The organism is Brevundimonas sp., assembly GCF_044336875.1.
Taxonomy (GTDB): Bacteria; Pseudomonadota; Alphaproteobacteria; order Caulobacterales; family Caulobacteraceae; genus Brevundimonas.
On the sequence record NZ_JBIIOP010000006.1, the window covers coordinates 45122 to 66179 of the forward strand.

Here is a 21058-nt window from a genome sequence, read left to right on the forward strand (position 1 = left end):
TCATGGACGCCGCGCTGATGTCGCCGCCGCGTCGGCTCAGCGTGCCGATCCATAACCGCTGGGGCGCGGGCCGGATGGCGGTGATGGATTTCGGCGATCCGAAGCGGCCGGTCGATCTGATCTTCTCCCACGCCAACGGTTTCAACGCCGCCACCTATCGCAGCCTGTTGTCGCCCCTGTCGGCCTCGCTGCGCATCTGGGCGCCCGATCTGCGCGGCCACGGCGGTTCGGACCTGCCGGTCTTCGCCCGGCCCAAGACCAGCTGGCTGGACCATCGCGACGACCTGCTGGCCCTGATCGCCACAATCGACGGACCGCCTGTGGTGCTGGCCGGCCATTCGATGGGTGGGACGGCCTCACTGCTGGCCGCCGCCGAACGGCCCGACCGGGTGTCCAGCCTGGTCCTGTTCGATCCGGTGATCTGGAAACGGTCGGCGGTCCTGGCCTTCAACCTGCCCTTCGCCCATCGCTTCATGACGGCCATCCCCATCGCCAAGGCGACGCTGCGCCGCCGCAGCCTGTTCGAAAGCCGCGAACAGGCCCTGGCCGCCTATCGCGGACGCGGCGCCTTCAAGGGCTGGCCCGACATGGTGCTGGCCGACTACCTGTCCGAAGGCTTGGCCGAGACGCCGGAAGGTCTGACCCTGACCGCGACCCCCGTGTGGGAGGCCGCCAACTACGCTTCGCAGGCGCATAATCCGTGGCGGGCCCTGCGCCGCTATCCCGGACCTGTCCGCATCCTGAAAGCCGAGCACGGCGCCTTGACCAGCGTGCCGGCCGCCCCGCGCGGCCTGCCCAATGTCACGGTCGAGGTCGTGTCCGGCGGCGGCCACCTGTTCCCCATGACCCACGCCGACGTCGCCCGCGACGCCCTGTTCGAGGCCGCCGTCTAGGCGCCGCTCTTCTCCCTCCCCGGCACGGGGAGGGTGGTCGAGCCGCAGGCGAGACCGGGTGGGGACGGCCCGGCGACACGCATCGGGTATAAGCGACGACCCATCGCGCGGCCGCCCCCACCCGACTTCGCTTCGCTCAGCCGCCCTCCCCTGAAGGGGAGGGAGAAATCGGTATGCGGACCATCGCCGCCCATGATAAGGGCGCCGCTGAGCATAACTCCCCGAGACGCCCCGCTTGTCCTTCTTTCACGCCGGTCCCGCGCCCAGAGGCGCCGGTCCCCGCCCAGGGGGCTTGCGTGACGGCCTGATCCTGGCGCCGGGGATGAAGGTCGGCCTGTTCGGCGGCTCGTTCAATCCGGCCCATGACGGACACGCCCATGTGGCCGAGACGGCGATGCGTCGCCTGGGCCTGGACCGGGTGGTCTGGCTGGTCTCGCCGCAGAACCCGTTGAAGGACGCCCGCCACAGCGCGCCGCTGGACGACCGCATGGCCTCGGCCCGCGACCACGCCCACGGCCCGTCGATGATCGTCTCGGATTTCGAGACCCGCGCCGGCGTGGCCTGGACCGTCGACACCCTGCGGCTGCTGGTCGCGCGGCACCCCGGCGTCCATTTCGTCTGGCTGATGGGATCGGACAATCTGGCCAGCTTCCACCGCTGGAGGGGCTGGACCGACATCATGCGGCTGATGCCTGTGGCGGTCATCGCCCGGCCCGGTTCGCTGCTGGACAGCCGCACCGCGCCCGCGGCCGCGCGGTTCGCCCCCTTCCGCGTTCCGGCCGAACAGGCGGGCCTGCTGCCCACCCTCGAAGCCCCGGCCTGGACCTATCTGACGGCGCCGCTGAATCCCCTGTCCTCGACGACGATCCGGGCCGGCAAAGGGCGACGCTCGGTCTCGTGATGGGCGGGTGAGTCGGGCGCCGGTTCACGTTCCGGCCCATCCGTGCTAGAGGGCTGCTTTAGTCAATGCTCCCGGAGCCCTCCGCTGACCCCCTCGCCCGCGTATGATACGCAAGACGCCGCCGTCTCGAACACGGCGCACGAGATGGACCCTATCGAACCTCTCCATTCCGAAGACGGCTATGATAACGACGACGCGATCCCCGCGTTCGGCGACGCCGTTCCGCGCCCGATCGGCGCGACCCCGCTCGAAGAAGCCCTGCTGAGCCGCCTCGACGAGGACAAGGCCCAGGACATGGTCCTGATCGACCTGAAGGGCAAAAGCGCCATGGCCGATGCGATGATCATCGCCTCCGGCCGCTCGCATCGTCACGTCGGCGCCATCGCCGACCACCTGCTGCGCACCCTGAAGGAACAGGGTCTGGGCAAGGCCAAGGTCGAGGGCCTGCCGCATTGCGACTGGGTGCTGATCGACGCCGGCGACGTGATCGTCCACCTGTTCCGCCCGGAAGTCCGCACCTTCTACAATATCGAGAAGATCTGGGCGGTCGATTCCGCCCACCGCACCCCGCGCGACTGACACCATGAAGCTGAGCATCGTCGCCATCGGCCGACCGGGCCGGGGGCCGGAAGCGACGCTCGCCGACGACTACGCCCGGCGCGCCACCCTTGCGGGACGCGCGCTGGGCCTCGGTCCCCTCGACCTGATCGATCTGGAAGCCCGCAAGCCGGGCAAGGCGCCGGAGGCCGAGTTGATCCTCGCCGCCGCAGAAGGCGCACACCTGATCGCCTGCGACGAGCGGGGCAAGACCTATTCCTCCCGCGCCTTCGCCGACCATGTGGCGAAGCTGCGCGACCAGGGCGAACGTCGTCTGGTCTTCGCCATCGGCGGGGCGGACGGGCTGGACGAGAGCGTGCGCGCGGCTGCGTCCTCGACCCTGGCCTTCGGTCCCCAGACCTGGCCCCACGCCCTGGCCCGCGCCATGCTGGCCGAACAGCTGTATCGGGCCGTGACCATCCTGGCCGGATCGCCCTATCATCGCGACTGAGATGCGTCGCACAACCGTCCTATCGCTCGCCCTGCTGACGGGTTTCGTCTGCGCCGCCCCGGCTGTCGGTCGACAGGCGCCGGAGAGCGAGCTGTCGCGCATCCAGGCCGAATATCGCGACGAGGCCGTGCGCGCCCGTCGCCTGCGCGCCGACGCCGAGGCCGCCAAGGACGAACTGGCCCAGCTGGAGCGCCGTCTGGCCTCGCTGCGCGCCGACGAACGGACCGACGACCGCCAGATCGACGATCAGCGCGCCCGGCTGCAGCAGCTCAGCGAACGCGAGGCCGAGCTGGTCACCGAGATGGCGCGGGATCGCGGCGCCCAGGGCCGGTTGCTCAGCGCCCTGCAGATGATGAGCCGCCGTCCCCCGCCGCCCCTGCTGGTCCCGGCCGACAAGGCGGTGGACACGGTGCGCGCCTCCATCCTGCTGAAGGCCATGACTCCCGATCTGGAGAAGCGGGCCGAGGCCTTGGCCGAGCGTCAGGCCGAGATCATGCGGATCCGCCGTCTCGCCGTCCTGTCGTCCGAACGTCTGCTGACGACCGAGAGCGCCCAGGGCGACCGTCGCGCCGAGATCGAGGGGCTGACCGCCCGCAAGACCGCCCTGACCGCCGTGCTGAACGCCGAGGCCCGCGCCGCCGAACGCGCCGCCCGGGTGCTGGAAAACCGTATCCGCGAACTGGGCGGAACCGTCCCCGCCGCCGAGGCGCCCGAGGCCCAGACCGCCCGCCTGCCTGCCGGGCGCAACCGGCTCAGCGCCCCGGTCCAGGGCGACCCGACCCAGACCTGGGCGCCGGGAACCTCGGGCTGGCGCTGGCGCGCCGACCGGGCGGCCGTGGTCGCCCCCGCTGACGCCAAGGTGGCCTATGCCGGCCCCCTGACCGGCTGGGGCCAGGTGGTGATCCTGGACCTGGGGCCCGGCTGGCGCGCCGTGATCGCCGGTCTGGAAAGCGTCGACGTGGCGCCCGACGCCCGCGTCTCCGACGGTCAGGCCCTGGGTCGCAGCGGCCCCGACGGCGACGTCTATTTCGAGCTGCGGCGCGAGGAGCGGCCTATCGATCCAGGGCCGTGGCTGAAATAGTCCATTCAGCCGTCATCCTCGGCCTTGTGCCGAGGATCCATAATCCCGGTGTTTGGCGTTGAGCCCGGCTTTCGATACCGGGCGTCTGGATCCTCGGCACAAGGCCGAGGATGACGAATAGGGAGAGGGACGGCGGGAGTTTGGAACCCAAGGCTGCGATAAGCCTTGCTTTCCCCTCTGACGCTGATTTTATCGGCGTGACGCTGCGTCGCCACGATTTCGTCGTGACTGCGAGGCCTTACCTCCCAACGGGCGCCTTCCATGATCGGCCCGACCGAAAGAGACCGAATGCGTAAACTGCTCCTCGTCGGCTGCGCCGCCCTGGTTCTCGGCGGCTCGGCCGCCGTCGCCACCAGCCAGACGCCCCGCAACGAAACCTTCCGAATGCTGGAGCTGTTCGGCGACGTCGTGGGCATAGTCGAACAGGCCTATGTGGTCCCGGTCGACAACAAGAAGCTGATCGAGGCGGCCCTGGCCGGCATGATGACGGCGCTGGACCCCCACTCCAACTATCTGCCGCCGTCCAACTATGACGAACTGCGCGAGCGGACCGAAGGGCAGTATTCGGGCGTCGGCCTGACCATCACCTCGGAAGGCGGCCTGGTGAAGGTCATCTCGCCGATGGACGAAAGCCCCGCCGCCAAAGCCGGGGTCCAGGCCGGCGACGTCATCTCCTCGATCGAGGGCCAGAACGCGGCGGGCCTGACCGTCAGCCAGGTGTCCGAGAAGCTGCGCGGGACCGTCGGCACCAGCATCCGCGTCACCTTCCTGCGTGACGGCGAGGAGCCGCGCGAGGTGGCCCTGACCCGCGAGATCATCAAGGTCCAGTCGGTCACCGGTCGGGTCGAGGGCGACTTCGGCTATCTGCGCGTCTCGACCTTCAACGAGAACACCGGCCGCGAGCTGACCGAGGCCATCAACAAGATCAAGGCCGAGAAGCCGGGCGTGAAGGGTTATGTCCTGGACCTGCGCAACAATGGCGGCGGCCTGCTGAACGCCGCCATCGACGTGTCCGACGCCTTCCTGGAACGCGGCGAGATCGTCAGCCAGCGCGGCCGCAAGCCCGAGCAGATCCAGCGCTATTCCGCCAAGCCCGGCGACCTGACCGGCGGCCTGCCCGTGGTGGTCCTGGTCAACTACGGCTCGGCCTCGGCGTCGGAAATCGTCGCCGGCGCCCTGAAGGACCACGAGCGGGCGACCATCGTCGGCCTGACCAGCTTCGGCAAGGGATCGGTCCAGACGGTGATCCCGCTGCGCCAGGGCCAGGACGGCGCCCTGTCGATCACCACGGCCCGCTACTACACCCCCTCCGGCGCCTCGATCCAGAAGATCGGCATCGAGCCGGATCTGGAGGTGGCCCGCTCCGAGGCCGAGGCCCGGATCGTCTCGCGCTCCAGCTTCATCTATTCGGAAGCCGCCTACGCCACGGCCCTGGACTCCTCCATCGGCGCCGAGCGCAAGGGGCCGCACACGCCGCGTGAAGCCCCCGGCGAGGGCTTCGACAAGGAGAAGGACTACCAGCTGCAGCGCGCCCTGGATGTCCTGCGCGCCGGCGGCGACCTGTCGAAACTGTCCGCTCCGCCGGAGAATGTCGTCGTCACCGAGCCGGGCTCCGCGCCCAAGCCGGACGAGACCCCGGCCGAGACGCCCGAAGAGCCCTGATTTCGGCATACGGGTTGCAGTCTCTTCCTGCAGGGGTCGCCGTCGCGATCCTTGTGGGAGGAGATTGTCATGTCGATTTCGTCCGTTAGCGGTTTTCTCGGCGCCATGGGCGTGGGGGAACGCCCTATCTTGCCCGGCAGGAAAAGCCGCCCTCGACCCTGGATCGCGATCTGGACCAGATCCGCGAGAAGGGATTTCAGGCCTGGGCGAAGGAACAGCAGCTCGAGAAGCTGAAGGAAAAGCTTCGCGCCGACGTCCTTGAGGACAAGAACCTCACGGAAGATCAGGTGGCGGCGATGCCGGAGAAACAACGTTTGTCGATCGAGGCGGAGGTCGAGCAGATCATCGCCAAGATGATCGAGGAGGCGATCCGCACCGCCGTCGAGGAGGGCGCCAAACAGGGCAAGACCCAGGGCGTCGTTCTGGATATCTCCGTTTGAAGGTCTTTCTTCCCGTCATCCTCCGGCTTGACCCGGGGACGACGGAGGGGAGTGGGGCGGGGCGCGACTCGTCCGAGTTGCCTTTCCCCCTGTTTTCCTTCATAAGCCGCCGCTTCCGACGCAAGTGAACCTCGCGTCTCCACCAGCACGACCCCATCTCTGATGGACGAGGCTGGCGAGAACCCTCCGCCGACGTGATCGTCGCCGGGGGCCGTTGTCGTATGGAGCCGTTTCACCTGCGCCACACGAGGTAGTGAATGTTCGAGGCTCTGAACGAGCGGCTGACAGGCGTCTTCGACCGGATCACCGGCCGCGGCGCCCTGTCCGAAAAGGATGTCGCCGAGGCGATGCGCGAAGTGCGCGTGGCCCTGCTCGAGGCCGACGTCGCCCTGCCGGTCGTCAAGGAATTCATCGCCTTCGCCACCGAGCGCGCCACCGGCGAAGAGGTCATCCGTTCGGTCAAGCCGGCCGATCAGGTGGTCAAGATCGTCTATGACGGCCTGATCGAAATGCTGGGCGGCGAGGAGCCGGTCCCGCTCAACACCAACGCCAATCCGCCCGCCGTGGTGCTGATGGCCGGCCTGCAGGGCTCGGGCAAGACCACGACCTCGGCCAAGCTGGCGCTGCGCCTGACCAAGTTCGATCGCAAGAAGGTCATGATGGCCTCGCTGGACACGCGTCGTCCGGCCGCGATGGAACAGCTGGCGACCCTGGGCAAGCAGATCGAGGTCGCGACCCTGCCGATCGTGGCGGGCGAGAGCGCGGTCCAGATCACCCGCCGGGCGCTGCAGTCGGCCAAGCTGCAGGGCTTCGACGTCCTGATCCTCGACACCGCCGGCCGCATCACCCTGGACGAGGGGCTGATGAACGAGGTGGCCGAGGTCGCCGAGATCTCCAAGCCCGTCGAGACCCTGCTGGTCGCCGACAGCCTGACCGGCCAGGACGCCGTCCGCACCGCGGCCGCCTTCCATGCGCGCCTGCCCCTGACCGGCCTGGTCCTGACCCGCGCCGACGGCGACGGGCGCGGCGGGGCCATGCTGTCGATGCGGGCCGTCACCGGCCTGCCGATCAAATATCTGGGCGCCGGCGAAAAGGTCGACGCCCTGGACGTGTTCGACGCCCGCCGCGTCGCCGGCCGCATCCTGGGTCAGGGCGATATCGTCGCCCTGGTCGAGAAGGCCAGCCAGGACCTGGACCAGGCCAAGGCCGAGAAGATGGCCCGCAAGCTGGCCAAGGGTCAGTTCGACCTGGACGATCTGGCCGGCCAACTGCAGCAGATGAAGCGGATGGGCGGTCTTCAGGGCATCATGGGCATGTTGCCCGGCGTGGCCAAGATGAAGAACCAGATGGCCGACAGCGGCATCGACGACCGGATGATCCTGCGTCAGGAAGCCATCATCTCGTCGATGACCAAGGCCGAGCGCAAGAAGCCCGACCTGCTGAACGCCAGCCGCAAGAAGCGGATCGCCGCCGGCGCCGGCGTCGACGTGCAGGACGTGAACCGGGTTCTGAAACAGCACCGCCAGATGGCCGATGTGGTCAAGTCGATGGCGCGCGGCGGACCCAAGAAGATGCAGCAGATGGCCGCCATGCTGGGCGGTCTCGGCGGCGGCGGCGGCATTCCCGGCATGGGGGGCGGCGGCCCCGACATGGCCCGCCTCAAGGCCCTCGGCGGCGGCAAGATGGCCGAGCCCTCGGCCGACGAACTGAAAGCCATTCAGGACCGGCTTGCCGGCCTTGGAAACCCTCTCGGGGGCGGCGGACAACTCCCGGGAGGCCTTCCGGGTCTGCCCGGACTTCCCAAGAAATAACGACTTCCTAGAAAGAGACCTGAAATGCTGAAGATTCGTCTGGCCCGCGGCGGCGCCAAGAAGCGCCCCTACTACCACATCGTCATCGCCGACTCGCACTCGCCCCGCGACGGCAAGTTCATCGAGAAGGTCGGTTCCTACAACCCGATGCTGCCGAAGGACGGCGCCACTCCGCGCGTCGCCCTGAAGGTCGAGCGTATCGCTGAATGGCTCGGCAAGGGCGCTCAGCCGACCGACCGCGTCGCCCGCTTCCTGTCGCAGGACGAGACCCTGGGCGCCAAGGTGAAGTGGACCCAGTCCAACAACCCGAACAAGGCCCAGCCGGGCAAGAAGGCGCAAGAGCGCGCCGCCGAACGCGCCCAGCGCGAAGCCGACCGCCTGGAAGCCGAAGCCGCCGCCAAGGCCGAGGCCGCTGAAGCCGCCGCCGCCGCCAAGGCTGAAGCCGAAGCCGCCGCCGCCGCTCCGGCCGTCGAGGAAGCTCCGGCTGAAGAGGCTCCGGCCGCTGAAGCCGCCGCCGAAGAAGCCCCGGCCGCCGAAGAAGCGACCGAGGAAAAGGCCGAAGGCTAATCCCTTCGTCTTGACGATGATCAGGGCGGCGTCTTCCGGCGCCGCCTTTTTCATGCGCTAACAACAGACCCTCTCCCGCTTGCGGGAGAGGTGGCCCGTCGATCGGCCCAGCCGATCCAGGGTCGGAGAGGGAGTGTTCTTCCAAGTAAGAGGACTTCCCCCATCGTCAGGCGTGCCGCTTCGCGTCACGGCCTGACACTTCCCCCGCAGGCGGGGGAAGGTCTCAGGACGACGGACGCAGAACAATGACCAACGACAGCAGCAGACTCATCCTCGTCGGCCAGATCGGCGGCGGTTTCGGGGTGCGGGGCGAGGTGCGGGTGACCGCCTTCACCGCCGATCCCCTGGCCCTGACCGCCTATGGCCCGCTGCTGCGCGCCGACGGCACGGTCGCCCTGACCCTGACCTCGACGCGGCCCGACAAGAACGGCGTCGTCGGCCGGGCCAAGGAGATCGAGACCAAGGAACAGGCCGACGCCCTGCGCGGCCTGAAGCTGCACGTCCCCCGCGACCGCTTCCCGGAGCCGGAGGAGGACGAATTCTACCTCGCCGACCTGATCGGCGTGGAGGCCCGCGACACGGCGGGCGTCGTCATGGGGAAGGTCAAGTCGGTTCAGAACTTCGGCGCCGACGATATGCTGGAGATCGCCCCGTCGACCGGCGGTCCGACCTGGTATCTGCCCTTCACCAAGGCGGCCGTGCCCGAACTCCACCTGGCCGACGGCTGGCTGGTCGCCGCGCCGCCGACCGAGGTGGGCGAGCGAGAGCCCGACTAGCTGTTGTCTTCGACGGGGGCGTCGGGGCCGTTCTTCTTGATCGAGTCGATGGCGTTCTGGGCCGAGGCCTTCGAACTGTAGCTCTCGGTCGAGAACATGGTCTCGGAATTGTATTTGAAGCGGACGCGGAACTCGCCCGCCTTGTCCTTGTAGATTTCGAACTTGTGCGCCATCGCGGGCGTCTCCATCCAGCGACCCGTGATCGGGCCAGGGTCAAGCTGGCACGACCACGCGGATCGTCAATCCTTGAAAGTACGGTGCGCGACACAAGACCGCGAGAGATCCTTGAAACGGACGCGGTTGCGGAACCGGCGGGGCGAACCACATAGGGCCATCACTCCACGGGGCTCCGACCATGACCGACCTGTCCGCCTTTCCGATCACCACGCGCTGGCCCGCTCAGCATCCCGATCGGATCCAGCTCTATTCGCTGCCGACGCCGAACGGGGTGAAGGTCTCGATCATGCTGGAGGAGGTCGGTCTGGCCTATGAGCCCCACCTGGTCGACATCACCAAGAACGAGACCTGGGGGCCGGAATTCCTGTCGCTGAACCCCAATGGCAAGATCCCCGCCATCCTCGATCCGAACGGTCCGGGCGGCCAGCCGCTGGCCCTGTTCGAATCCGGCGCCATCCTGATCTATCTGGCCGAGAAGACCGGTCAGCTGCTGTCGGCCGATCCGGCGACCCGCTACGAGACCCTCCAGTGGGTCATGTTCCAGATGGGCGCGATCGGCCCGATGTTCGGCCAGCTGGGCTTCTTCCACCGCTTCGCCGGCAAGGAGTACGAGGATAAGCGACCGCGCGACCGCTACGTCGCCGAGAGCCGCCGCCTGCTGGGCGTGCTGGAGACGCAGCTGGAAGGCCGCGACTGGATTGTCGGCGACTATTCCATCGCCGACGTCGCCACCCTGGGCTGGGTCCGCAATCTGATCGGCTTCTACGAGGCGGGCGAGATCGTCGGCTTCAAGGACTTCCCGCGCGTCGCCGCCTGGCTGGAACGCGGCCTGGCCCGTCCGGCCGTGCAGCGCGGTCTGAACATCCCGGCGCGGGACTGATCTGAACTCCCAATTCTGAACCCTGGCCCATCGGTCGCGTTGTCTGCTGACACCAACAGGAGCGCGACCAATGGGCATCTTCTCTTCGATCTGGAACAAGATCACCGGCCACAAGCCGAAGACGGTCCCTGCGCCGACTGCGGCGCCCGCAGGCGTTGCGCCGACGCCCGCTCCGACCGCGGCCGCGACAGTCGCCAGCCCCATCCTGCCGCCGGTCGACGTCGAGGCGGTGCTCGGCGACCTGGCGGACTCCAAGGGCGGCGGCGGCAACTGGCGCACCTCTATCGTCGATCTGCTGAAGCTTCTGGACCTCGATTCCAGCCTGGCCGCCCGCAAGGAGCTGGCTGAGGAACTGAACGTCCACGCCGGCGAGCATGGATCGGCGGAACAGAACATCGCCCTGTCCAAGGCGGTGTGGACGAAGCTGGCTGAGAACGGCGGTCAAGTGCCGGCCTCGTTGCGCGACTGATCCGCCTCAAGTCATGAGCCTCAAGCAGCGCGAAGCGCGGTAGGCGACAGGTCGAGCCTCAAGCAGCGTGAAGCGCGGTAGGCGACAGGTCGAGCCTCAAGCAGCGCGAAGCGCGGCAGGCTCAAAAATGAACCGCTGGGTCAGGCCTTCGGTCGGATCCAGCGGCCCGCAGCCAGGACCGCGAATCCGACCACCAGCCCCCAGAAGGCCGAACCCACACCGAACAGGGCCAGGCCCGAGGCCGTCGCCGCGAAGGTCAGGACGGCGGCCTCGCGTCCGGCGGTCTCGACCATCATCCCTTGCAGCGCGCCGGTCAGGGGGGCGACCAGGGCCAGGCCCGTCACCACCGCCAGAACGGCCGGGGGCATGGCGATGAACAGGCCGGCCAGGGGCGCGGCGAACAGGGCGACGATCAGATAGAAGCCGCCGTAGATCACGCCCACGACCCAGCGCCGGTTCGGATCGGGATGGGCGTCGGGCCCGGTGCAGATGGCCGCCGTGATGGCCGCGAGATTGACCCCGTGGGCGCCGAAGGGGGCGGCGACCAGACTGGCGATTCCGGTCGACAGGATCAGCCTGCTGGCGGGCGGCGGATAGCCGGCGGTCTGCAGCACCACCAGGCCCGGAAGGTTCTGGGCGGCGAGCGTCACCAGGAACAGCGGGAAGCCCAGGCTGACGGCCGCCTTCCAGTCGAACGTCGGGACCACAGGCTCCAGATGGCCGAACAGGCCGGTCCCGGCAGGCAGGGCCAACTGGCCCCTTGCCGCCAGAACGGCGAAGGCCGCCGCCAGCACGGCGGGCAGGGCCCAGACCGGCCACAGCCGGCGGAAGACCAGAAAGATCGCGATCAGACCCACCACCAGCAGGGTCTCGTCCGGCACGACCTTGAACAGGCGCAGCACGAAGGGCAGCAGCACCCCCGCCAGCATGGCCGAGGCTATGGCCGGCGGGATCCGCCCGGCCAGACGCCCCAGGGCCGGGATCAGGCCGGTCAGCACCATCAGGACGGCGGCGAAGACGAAGGCCCCGATCGCCGTCGCCCAGGACAGGCCCAGCGTCGAGGCCGCCAGCAGGGCCGCGCCAGGCGTCGACCAGGCCAGGACGACGGGGATCCTCAGCCGCCAGCTCAGCAGGGCGCCCGGCAGGCCGATGGCCAGACACAGGGCGGTCACCATGGACCCGATCTGTCCGGCGTCGGCGCCCAGCGCCTGACCCGCCTGCACCACCAGGGCCACGGTCCCGCCGAAGCCGATCACCGTGGCCACGGCGGCGGAGGAGAAGGCGGACGGGGGCGTGCGCATGGAAAAGGCCGGAGCGGTCATGCCCCGGCCTTAAACCTTAGCCTTGGAAGGCGGAAGGGCGGATCAAGCCTCGACGTCGTCCGGCAGGCCCACGGCGTGGAAGCCGGCGTCGACATGGACGACCTCGCCCGTGGTCGAACGCCCCAGGTCCGAGCACAGCCACAGGGCTGCGCCTGCGACGCCCTCCATCGAGGTCTCTTCCTTGATCAGCGAGAACTGGGCCGACTTGGAGTGCAGGCCGCGCCCGCCCGAGATGCCGGCCAGGGACAGGGTGCGCATGGCGCCCGCCGAGATGGCGTTGACGCGGATGTTCTTCGGACCCAGGTCGCGGGCGATGTAGCGGGTCGCCGCCTCCAGCGCCGCCTTGGCCACGCCCATGGTGTTGTAGTTCGGAATGACCCGCTCCGACCCCAGATAGGTCAGGGTGATCAGGCTGCCGCCGTTCGGCATCAGCTTCGATGCGCGCTTGGCCACGTCGACGAAGCTGAAGGCCGAGATGTTCAGGGCCAGCAGGAAGCTGTCGCGGGTGGTGTTGTCGACGAACGAGCCCTTCAGCTCGTCCTTGTTGGCGAAGGCCACCGAATGGACGACGAAGTCGATCGTGCCGAATTCCTTCTCCAGCTCGGCGAAGGCGTGGTCCATCGAGGCGTCGTCGGTGACGTCGGCCTGGATCAGCAGCTTGGCGCCGACGCTTTCGGCCAGGGGGCGCACGCGGCGCTCCAGGCTCTCGCCCAGATAGGTGAAGGCGAGTTCGGCGCCCTGGGCCGCCAGTTGCGAAGCAATGCCCCAGGCGATGGAGCTGGAGTTCGCCACACCCATGATCAGGCCCTTCTTGCCCTTCATGAGGTCGCCGGTCGGCATGTCCCAGCCTTCGGAAGTGGCCATGGTTCGTCTCCTGATGATTTGCGCGGAGGGTTAGCAGGCGGAGGAGGCGCACTCAACGCCTCTCCCTCCCCCAGCGGGGGAGGGTGGTCTCGCCGTAGGCGAGACCGGGGGGGGGAGGGCAGGGCGAAACCCACAGACTTGCGTGAAGTCAGGTCGGTGCGGCCTTGCCTGGCCGCCCCCACCCGACCTCGCTTCGCTCGGCCACCCTCCCCGAACGGGGAGGAAGAGGCATCGTCCTTCGTTTCTTAAAGCAGGGCCGAAACGGCCGCCCGCGCGGCCTCGCCCAGGTCGGGGCGTTTCAGGGCCAGGGCGACATTGGCCTTCAGCAGGCCGATCTTGTCGCCGCAGTCGTGGGTCACGCCCTCGTATTCGACGGCGGTGAACAACTGGTCGGCCATCAGTCGGGCCATGGCGTCGGTCAGCTGGATCTCGTTGCCGGCGCCCCGCTCCTGCGTCGCCAGCAGATCGAAGATCTCCGGCTGCAGGATGTACCGGCCCGAGATCGACAGGTTCGACGGCGCCGTGCCCTTGGCGGGCTTCTCGACCATGCCCTTCATGGTGATGCGGCGGCCGTCGCGGGCCGACGGGTCGACGATGCCGTATTTGTGGGTCTCGCTCTCCGGCACGGCCTCGACGCCGATCAGATTGCCGCCGACCTCGTTATAGGCGTCGATCAGTTGTTTCAGCGCGCCCGGCTGGCTGTCGACGATCACATCGGGCAGCAGGACGGCGAAGGGTTCGGCGCCGATGATGTCGCGGGCGCACCAGACGGCGTGGCCCAGGCCCTTGGGCGACATCTGGCGGGTGAAGCTCATCTCCCCCGGCGTCGGCAGTTCGGCGCGCAGCTGGTCCAGGATCTCGGTCTTGCCCTTGGCCTCCAGCTGGGCCTCCAGCTCGATCTGGTGATCGAAATAGTCCTCGATCGCGCCCTTCGACCGGCCGGTGACGAAGACGATGTGCTCGATCCCGGCCTCGCGGGCCTCCTCGACGATATACGAGAGGATCGGCCGATCGACGACGTTCAGGAGTTCCTTCGGCGTGGTCTTCGTGCCTGGGAGGACGCGGGTGCCGAGGCCGGCGACAGGCAGCACGGCCTTGCGCAGACGCGCGGGCTGAGAGGTCATATGGTGTTCCTGATTGCTATCCCGCCCCATCATAGCCGAGGGATCGGCCGGGGAAAGGGGCGGGATGGCTTTCTGGAAAGCGTCGTTACTTCGCGGGGCGCTGCATCGGCGTCATGGCCGAGGCCAGGGCGCGCTGGGCGACCAGTTGATCTTCCGGCAGCGGGATCAGGCCGCGATCCTGCAGATAGCCGCCCTTGCCGGCCGAACCTTCCGACAGGAACTCCTGCACGAACTGCTGCAGGCCCGGGATGACGCCGATATGGGCCTTCTTCACATAGATGTAGAGGCTGCGCGACAGCGGGTATTCGCCGCTGGCGATGGTGTCGGCATTGGGGGTGACGCCGTCGATGGTCTCGGCCTTCACCGTGTCGAGGTTCTGCTCCAGGAAGGAGTAGCCGAACACGCCCAGCGAGCCGGGGGTGCGGGTCAGGGTCTGGACGATGGCGTTGTCGTTTTCGCCGGAATCGATCCAGGCGCCGTCCTCGCGCAGCGTATGGGCCAGGCCCATGAAGCGGTCGGTGTCGGATGCGATCGCGGCGACGGCCGGAACCAGCTTGGCGCCCGGCTCCATGCCCAGTTCCAGGAAGGCGTCGCGCGTGCCCGAGGTGGGCGGCGGGCCATAGACCTGGATGCGTTGGTTCGGTAGGCCGGCGTTGACCTGGTTCCAGGTCTTGGACGGGTTGGCGACGAACTGGCCGTCGGCGCCCGGCACTTCCTTGGCCAGGCCCTCATAGAGGTCGTTCAGTTCGAAGTTGAAGCCGTTGCCGTTGCGGGCCGTGGCGATGACGATGCCGTCGAAGCCGATCTTGATCTCGACGATGTCGGTGACGCCGTTCTTGGCGCACAGGTCGAACTCGGACGCCTTCATCGGACGCGAGGCGTTGGCGATATCCGGAGTGGTCGGGCCGACGCCCTGGCAGAAGGCCTGGATGCCGCCGCCGGTGCCGAGGGATTCCACGCGCGGGGCGGCGCCGCCCGAGGTGCGGGCGAAATTCTCGGCCACGCGGGTCGAGAAGGGGAAGACGGTCGAGGAGCCTGCCGCCCAGATGCCCGAACGGGCGCCGGAGCTTGCGCCGCCGCCGGATCCGCCGTCGCCGCAGGCCGCCAGGGCCAGAAGGGCTGCGGCCGAGGTCGCGAGTTTCAGTATGCGGATCATCATGCGCTCTCCCTGAGCATCGTTTTCACGACGCTTAGACCAGAGGATTGTGAAGGTTTTTCCGGCGCCGGGATGTCGGGAACAGGGCGGTTGAAACCGTTACAGCAGGCGTTTGCGCATCACCTGGGACAGGGTGTCGATCAGGGTGACCGCGACCACGATGACGATGGCGATGGCGGCGACACGGCTGTAGTCGAAGGCCTGGATGCTCTCGAACAGGGTCTGGCCGATGCCGCCCGCGCCGATCAGGCCCAGGACGGTGGCGGCGCGGCTGTTCGACTCGAACCGGTACAGGGCGAACGAGGTCCACAGCGGGGCCACCTGGGGGAAGACGCCCCAGACGATCTCGTGCAGCTTGCCGGCGCCGGTGGCGCGCACGCCCTCGACCGGTCCCTTGTCGATCGACTCGACGGCTTCCGAGAACAGTTTGGCCAGGACGCCGCCGGTGTTCAGGGCCAGGGCCAGGACGCCGGCCAGCGGGCCCAGGCCCACGGCGACGATGAACAGGGTGGCGATGACCAGGTCGGGAATCGAGCGCAGCAGGTCCATGACCCGGCGCACGCCGAACACCATCCAGCCCGGGGCGATGTTGCGCGAGGCCATCAGGCTGAGCGGCAGGGCCAGGAAGACGGCCAGGAAGGTGCCCCACAGGGCGATCTGCACCGTCAGCCACATCTGGCCGGCCAGGCTGGTGGTCGGCTGGGTGAAGATGTGGGTGAACGAGGTCCAGAAGTCGCCGGCCGGGAAGATGGCGCCCCAGTCGGGCCGCAGCAGGTCGGCGCCATAGGTGGAGATGTTCGACGAGCCCGAGAAGAGCCGGCCGAAATTCTGCATGTCGACCTTGCCGAAGCTGGCGATCAGGATGATCGCCAGACCGCCCCACAGCATGACGTCGAACAGGGTCGAGGACAGCGACTTCTTCGGCGCCGACGGGATGGCCCCCAGGGCCACGCCGCCCTTGGCCGCCATGTCTACGGTGGCGTCGCTCAAGGCTGGACCTCACGCTTGGCGCGCAGAGCCGCCAGGTCGCGCTCGGCGGCGGCGACACCGGCCTGGTCGTTCTTGGCCTTGGCCTCGGTCAGCTTCTGGTCGGCGACCATCTCGCGCACCGGATCCAGGTAGGAATCATCGGCGGCGCGGAACATCGAATAGTTCAGACCGGCCAGAACCTGGCGCTGGCGGTCGGCCTCGGGGCCCTGGCCCTGGCCGTAGGTCAGGAAGAAGCTGCGCAGTTTTTCCTTCAGCGCCGGGTCCAGATCCTCGCGGATGACGATGCCCGATTCCGGGATCGGCGGCGAAACCCAGATGTCCTCGATCTGGGCGGCCAGCTGCGGGTTCTCGCGACGCATGAAGACGGTGTTGACCGAGTTCGAGGTGGCCACGTCGACCACCCCGGTCGCCACGGCGAAGGCGTTGGCCTGGTGGCTGGCCGAGCGGACGGTCTTGAAGCACTGGTTCGGCACGATGCCGCGCGGATTGAACAGGAAGGTCAGCGGGGCCAGGGTGCCGGACGTCGACTGGGCGTCGCCGATGCCGAAGTCGTACTGCTTGCCGCAGGCCAGCACCTTGTCCAGCGTGACGCCCGATCCCTTACGCACGATCAGGGTCGAGGTGTAGCTGTCGCGGCCCTCAGGGTCGACGATGCGGGCGATGACCTCGCCCTGGGCGCGGTCGACGGCTTCCAGCGCCGGCTTGGCCGAGAACCAGGCCACCTGGGTCTGGTTGAAGCGCATGGCCTCGATCAGGACGTTGTAGTTGCCCGCGAAGAAGGGCTTCACCGGAACGCCGACGGCCTTGGACATGTCGTCCAGAAGCGGCTGCCACAGCGGGCCCGACGAGGCCTGGCCCTCGGCCGACAGGATCGAGAAGGTCAGTTCCGACGGGGTGGCGCCGGCGGCCTTCTTCTCGTCGCCGCCGCCGCATGCGGCGAGGCCCATGAGCATGGCGGCGCCCAGGGCGGCGGCGCCGGCCCTGGAGATGAAACGACGGGACAGGCTCATGCCTTGGTCTCCCAGAACGCGTCCTCGAATTCGGGACCGTAGATTTCGATCAGGCGCTGTTGATCCAGGCCCGTGGAGGGACCGTCATAGACGATCTTGCCGCCCTGGAGCGCGATGACGCGGTCGCAGTAGCGGATGGCGTAGTCGACCTGGTGCAGGGTGACGATCACGCCCATGCCGTCGCGCTTGTTCAGCTCGACCAGCAGCTCCATCACCTTGCGCGCGGATACCGGGTCCAGCGAGGCGACGGGTTCGTCGGCCAGGATGGCCTTGGCGCCCTGCACGATGGCGCGGGCGATGGCGCCGCGCTGCTGCTGGCCGCCCGAAAGCGTATTGGCGCGCTGCCCGGCGTAGTCGGACACGCCGACGCGGTGCAGGGCGGCCATGGCCTTGTCCTTGTCGGCCTGGGGCCAGAGGCCCAGCAGGCCCTGCCACGACGGGATACGCCCCAGGGCGCCCAGCATGACGTTTGAGAACAGGCTCAGCCGGCCGACCAGATTGAACTGCTGGAAGATCATGCCCAGCTTGCCGCGCGCCTTGCGCACGGCGCCGGTGACGCGACCGTCCTTCTGCACCGTCTCGCCGAAGACGGCGATCGTGCCCTTGCCGCCGTCGATCGACTGCAGGCCGGTGATGGAGCGCAGAAGCGTGGACTTGCCCGATCCCGACGGGCCGATCAGGGCGACCATCTCGCCCGAGGCGACGGAAATCGAGACGCCGTCCAGCGCCTTTCGCGATCCGAAGGTCTTCGACACGTCACGCGCCAGGACTAGCCCGGGGGCGACGGCGGCTGCGGATGAACTCATGAACTCGCTAGGAGGCTGTGGCGAAAGGGGCGCCGCATGACGCGCCGGAGGCGTTTGGGCAAGTCCTTAATCGCATGGCGGGCGCGATCTCGTCCAGACCCGACCCGATTCTGTCGCAGTCGGTCGTGACTCGCGCGGAGACGCCCCGACGCTACAGGCCGTCGAGGGCGGCGCGGCGGCGCTTGCGGCGGCAAGGGCGGGCGAACATGATCATCCGTGTGCGGCGTGACTTCGTGCTTCGATGGACGGGTCGTTGCAGCCTCTCACGGGCTTCGGGGGATTTGTGACAGTCCAAACCCAGGCCCCGCCACGAAAAAACCCCTTTACATGACAGTCCGATGCCCCCATATCGCGCCTTCCGGCGGACCCCGTGGTCTAACCGTTAAGCGCTGCTAACGCCGGTCTGGGTTTAACAATTAGCAGGGGGTTACGTGAATTGCGCACGTACCAACTTCCCCTGGACCTGGTCCGTGAGCGGTCCCCTGAACGTCCCGTCGCCCTCGTGCGGCCGCGTTCGGTTTCCGTAGCGGCGCGCTGGTTCCAGGATAATCTGAACGCCGACGTCTTCTATGCCGTGAAGGCCAACCCGTCGCGCTGGGTCATCGAGACCCTGATCGAGACGGGCGTCCGCAGCTTCGACGTCGCCTCCATCGCCGAGATCGAACTGGTGCGTTCGGTCAGCCACGACGTGCGGCTGGCCTTCATGCATCCGGTCAAGAGCCGTTCGGCCATCACCAAGGCCTATTTCGACCACGGCGTGCGAACCTTCTCGCTCGACTGCGTGGACGAGCTGAACAAGATTCTCGACGCCACCGGCGGCGCGGACGATCTGAACCTGATCGTGCGCATGGCCGTCTCGGCCGACGGGGCCGCCTACACCCTGTCGGGCAAGTTCGGCGTGCCGACCGACCAGGCGCCGGCCCTGCTGCTGGCCACGCGCCAGGCGGTCAAGAACGGCCTGATGGGCGTCAGTTTCCATGTCGGCAGCCAGTGCATGCGTCCGACCGCCTTCCAGGCCGCCATGGCCCAGGTCGGCCGTTCGATCAGCCGCGCCGGCGTGATCGTCGACATCGTCGATGTCGGCGGCGGCTTCCCCTCGGTCTATCCGGGCATGGTCCCGCCGGACATGAGCGAATACGCCGACGCCATCCACCGCGGCTTCAACGAGATGCCGGTGTCCGAGACGACCGAACTGTGGTGCGAGCCCGGCCGGTCGCTGGTCGCCGAATCCTCGTCGATCCTGGCCCGCGTGGACCTGCGCAAGGGCGACGCCCTGTATCTGAACGACGGCTCCTACGGCTCGCTGTTCGACGCGACCCACTCGCGCTGGCCCTTCCCGACCAAGCTGGTCCGGGACGGCGAGGCTTCGGGCGATCTGAAGGCGTTCCAGTTCTACGGACCGACCTGCGACTCGATCGACCATATGCCGGGACCCTTCTGGCTGCCGGCCGATGTGCGCGAAGGCGACTTCATCGAGATCGGCATGCTGGGCGCTTATGGTGTCGCCATGTCGACCGGCTTCAACGGCTATGGCGAACACGACATCGCCATCGTCGAGGACGCCCCGATGGCCTCGCTCTACGGCCTGGCCCCGCGCTCCATCCCGACCGTGCGCACCACGGCCGAGGAGAACGCCCGCAAGGTCGTGCGCCTGTCACGTCCGAAGGGTAAGGCCGGCCAGCGCAAGTCGCGCCGGAAGTAGGTATCCCTATCCGTCATCCTCGGGGCTCGACCCGAGGATCGGGGCCGTCCGCGACTCCCTTGCGGGAGGTTCGCGACGGCGCGTCTGGCCCTCGGATCAAGTCCGAGGGTGACGGGTTGATGCTGGGAGTCTATCGGTCCTGTCGGTCGCTCCGTCCCGGCATGTCTGTGTGTTCGACGGGCGCTCAAATCACAGGGAAACCTCCGAAATGAACGCACCCGCCATGTCCAACACCAAGGCCCAGCTGCTGCAGAATGTCGTCGAGCACGTGGACATCACGTCCTTCGATGCCCGCCCGATCATCGACTCGATGCGCAAGATGAGCTTCTCGTCGCGCGACACCGCTCGCGCCGCCGACATCTTTTCCATGGCCATTGAGGATGCGGACTGCTCGCCCTGGCTGATCCTGGCCGGCTCGACCTCGGCCGGCGGCTGCATGCATGTGTACCGCGACATGGTGAAGTTCGGCATGGTCGACGCCGTGGTCGCCACCGGCGCCTCGATCGTGGACATGGATTTCTTCGAGGCCCTGGGCTTCAAACACTACCAGGCCGCCGGCGAGGTGGACGACAATGTCCTGCGCGAAAACTACATCGACCGGATCTACGACACCTATATCGACGAGGAAGAGCTCCAGGCCTGCGACCACACCATCCTGGAGATCGCCAACCGTCTGGAGCCGCGCGGCTATTCCAGCCGCGAGTTCATCTGGGAGATGGGCAAGTGGCTGTCGGAAGGCAACGCCAAGAAGCCCGGCTCGCTGATCCAGACCGCCTATGAAGAGGGCGTGCCGATCTTCTGCCCGGCCTTCGTCGACTCCTCGGCCGGTTTCGGCCTGGTCAAGCACCAGAAGGAACGGGCCGCCGCCGGCCAGCCCTATCTGATGCTGGACGCCATCGCCGACTTCCGCGAACTGACCGACATCAAGATCGCCGCCGGCGTCACCGGCCTGTTCATGGTCGGGGGCGGCGTGCCCAAGAATTTCGCCCAGGACACGGTTGTCTGCGCCGAGATCCTGGGCGTCGAGGCCGAGATGCACCGTTATGCGGTCCAGATCACGGTCGCCGACGTCCGTGACGGCGCCTGCTCCTCGTCCACGCTCAAGGAAGCCGCCTCGTGGGGCAAGGTCCAGACCACCCACGAGCAGATGGTCTTCGCCGAGGCGACCACGGTCGTCCCCCTGATCGGCTCCGACGCCTATCACCGCGGCGCCTGGAAGAACCGCGACAAGCGTCGCTGGCAGAAGCTGTTCGAGAAGGCGTAAGCCAAAGAAAAGGCCGCCGGAGCGATCCGGCGGCCTTTTTTCTTACCCTCTCCCGCTTGCGGGAGAGGTGTCGCGTCGATCGCGAAGCGATCCAGTGACGGAGAGGGAAGTCTCG

General features: G+C 68.0%; 22 protein-coding genes. 14 read left to right on the plus strand and 8 right to left on the minus strand.

Annotated features, from left to right (window positions below; all coding sequences use genetic code 11):
• Positions 1-2 precede the first annotated feature (2 nt).
• The 10 genes from ACIQ1T_RS09565 (at position 3) to rimM (ending at position 9179) form a co-directional block, all read left to right on the plus strand.
• Complete coding sequence (locus ACIQ1T_RS09565; RefSeq protein ID WP_395944316.1) at positions 3-893, plus strand: alpha/beta fold hydrolase; 891 nt, start codon at positions 3-5, stop codon at positions 891-893.
• Positions 894-1185: 292 nt separating this feature from the next.
• Positions 1186-1794, plus strand: coding sequence for a nicotinate-nucleotide adenylyltransferase (locus tag ACIQ1T_RS09570; RefSeq protein WP_395944317.1), 609 nt, complete (start codon positions 1186-1188; stop codon positions 1792-1794).
• Positions 1795-1938: 144 nt separating this feature from the next.
• Positions 1939-2373 (plus strand): ribosome silencing factor, encoded by a 435-nt coding sequence (gene rsfS / locus ACIQ1T_RS09575; protein ID WP_395944318.1) that lies wholly within the window; start codon positions 1939-1941, stop codon positions 2371-2373.
• A 4-nt stretch (positions 2374-2377) separates the two neighbouring features.
• The gene (rlmH, locus tag ACIQ1T_RS09580; RefSeq protein ID WP_395944319.1) at positions 2378-2842 is read left to right on the plus strand and encodes a 23S rRNA (pseudouridine(1915)-N(3))-methyltransferase RlmH; all 465 of its coding nucleotides are present in this window, start codon (positions 2378-2380) and stop codon (positions 2840-2842) included.
• A 1-nt stretch (position 2843) separates the two neighbouring features.
• On the plus strand, positions 2844-3923 hold the full coding sequence (locus ACIQ1T_RS09585; RefSeq protein ID WP_395944320.1) for a murein hydrolase activator EnvC family protein: 1080 nt from the start codon (positions 2844-2846) through the stop codon (positions 3921-3923).
• A 288-nt stretch (positions 3924-4211) separates the two neighbouring features.
• Positions 4212-5585 carry a S41 family peptidase gene (locus tag ACIQ1T_RS09590; protein WP_395944321.1) on the plus strand — a complete coding sequence of 458 codons (1374 nt, stop codon included), beginning with the start codon at positions 4212-4214 and terminating at the stop codon, positions 5583-5585.
• Between the two features lie 296 nt (positions 5586-5881).
• Complete coding sequence (locus ACIQ1T_RS09595; RefSeq protein WP_395944322.1) at positions 5882-6025, plus strand: hypothetical protein; 144 nt, start codon at positions 5882-5884, stop codon at positions 6023-6025.
• Positions 6026-6282: 257 nt separating this feature from the next.
• Entirely contained in the window at positions 6283-7836 is a 1554-nt protein-coding gene (gene ffh / locus ACIQ1T_RS09600; RefSeq protein ID WP_395944323.1) for a signal recognition particle protein, read from the plus strand.
• Between the two features lie 24 nt (positions 7837-7860).
• The gene (gene rpsP, locus ACIQ1T_RS09605) at positions 7861-8403 is read left to right on the plus strand and encodes a 30S ribosomal protein S16 (RefSeq protein WP_395944324.1); all 543 of its coding nucleotides are present in this window, start codon (positions 7861-7863) and stop codon (positions 8401-8403) included.
• Between the two features lie 245 nt (positions 8404-8648).
• The gene (gene rimM / locus ACIQ1T_RS09610; RefSeq protein ID WP_395944325.1) at positions 8649-9179 is read left to right on the plus strand and encodes a ribosome maturation factor RimM; all 531 of its coding nucleotides are present in this window, start codon (positions 8649-8651) and stop codon (positions 9177-9179) included.
• Here rimM and ACIQ1T_RS09615 read toward each other — a convergent pair.
• Positions 9176-9352: a YegP family protein gene (locus ACIQ1T_RS09615; protein WP_395944326.1), complete on the minus strand. Its 177-nt coding sequence runs from the start codon at positions 9350-9352 to the stop codon at positions 9176-9178. The genes rimM and ACIQ1T_RS09615 overlap by 4 nt on opposite strands.
• A 182-nt stretch (positions 9353-9534) precedes the next feature.
• Here ACIQ1T_RS09615 and ACIQ1T_RS09620 point away from each other — a divergent pair, with 182 nt between their 5' ends.
• Together ACIQ1T_RS09620 and ACIQ1T_RS09625 are read left to right on the plus strand one after the other, a co-directional pair.
• Positions 9535-10236, plus strand: a complete 702-nt coding sequence (locus ACIQ1T_RS09620) for a glutathione S-transferase N-terminal domain-containing protein (RefSeq protein WP_395944327.1) — start codon at positions 9535-9537, stop codon at positions 10234-10236.
• 70 nt (positions 10237-10306) lie between these two features.
• Complete coding sequence (locus ACIQ1T_RS09625; protein WP_395944328.1) at positions 10307-10705, plus strand: DUF3597 domain-containing protein; 399 nt, start codon at positions 10307-10309, stop codon at positions 10703-10705.
• A 140-nt stretch (positions 10706-10845) separates the two neighbouring features.
• Here the strand turns inward: ACIQ1T_RS09625 and ACIQ1T_RS09630 are convergent, their stop codons facing one another.
• From ACIQ1T_RS09630 to phnC, 7 genes are all read right to left on the minus strand, one after another.
• On the minus strand, positions 10846-12027 hold the full coding sequence (locus ACIQ1T_RS09630; RefSeq protein ID WP_395944329.1) for a benzoate/H(+) symporter BenE family transporter: 1182 nt from the start codon (positions 12025-12027) through the stop codon (positions 10846-10848).
• A gap of 42 nt (positions 12028-12069) precedes the next feature.
• The gene (locus ACIQ1T_RS09635) at positions 12070-12867 is read right to left on the minus strand and encodes an enoyl-ACP reductase (protein WP_395944457.1); all 798 of its coding nucleotides are present in this window, start codon (positions 12865-12867) and stop codon (positions 12070-12072) included.
• Positions 12868-13136: 269 nt separating this feature from the next.
• Positions 13137-14015 (minus strand): UTP--glucose-1-phosphate uridylyltransferase GalU, encoded by an 879-nt coding sequence (gene galU / locus ACIQ1T_RS09640; RefSeq protein ID WP_395944330.1) that lies wholly within the window; start codon positions 14013-14015, stop codon positions 13137-13139.
• 85 nt (positions 14016-14100) lie between these two features.
• The gene (locus ACIQ1T_RS09645) at positions 14101-15171 is read right to left on the minus strand and encodes a substrate-binding domain-containing protein (RefSeq protein ID WP_395944458.1); all 1071 of its coding nucleotides are present in this window, start codon (positions 15169-15171) and stop codon (positions 14101-14103) included.
• 99 nt (positions 15172-15270) lie between these two features.
• Positions 15271-16140 carry a phosphonate ABC transporter, permease protein PhnE gene (gene phnE / locus ACIQ1T_RS09650; protein WP_395944459.1) on the minus strand — a complete coding sequence of 290 codons (870 nt, stop codon included), beginning with the start codon at positions 16138-16140 and terminating at the stop codon, positions 15271-15273.
• 17 nt (positions 16141-16157) lie between these two features.
• Complete coding sequence (gene phnD / locus ACIQ1T_RS09655) at positions 16158-17171, minus strand: phosphate/phosphite/phosphonate ABC transporter substrate-binding protein (RefSeq protein ID WP_395944331.1); 1014 nt, start codon at positions 17169-17171, stop codon at positions 16158-16160.
• Positions 17168-17977, minus strand: coding sequence for a phosphonate ABC transporter ATP-binding protein (gene phnC / locus ACIQ1T_RS09660; protein ID WP_395944332.1), 810 nt, complete (start codon positions 17975-17977; stop codon positions 17168-17170). Before phnC ends, phnD begins: the two co-directional genes overlap by 4 nt.
• A 436-nt stretch (positions 17978-18413) precedes the next feature.
• Between phnC and ACIQ1T_RS09665 the strand changes: the two genes are divergently transcribed.
• Together ACIQ1T_RS09665 and ACIQ1T_RS09670 are read left to right on the plus strand one after the other, a co-directional pair.
• Positions 18414-19679 carry a type III PLP-dependent enzyme gene (locus tag ACIQ1T_RS09665; RefSeq protein WP_395944333.1) on the plus strand — a complete coding sequence of 422 codons (1266 nt, stop codon included), beginning with the start codon at positions 18414-18416 and terminating at the stop codon, positions 19677-19679.
• Between the two features lie 208 nt (positions 19680-19887).
• A complete protein-coding gene (locus ACIQ1T_RS09670) occupies positions 19888-20943 on the plus strand; it encodes a deoxyhypusine synthase (RefSeq protein ID WP_395944334.1) in 1056 nt (351 codons plus the stop codon).
• The last annotated feature ends 115 nt before the right edge of the window (positions 20944-21058 follow it).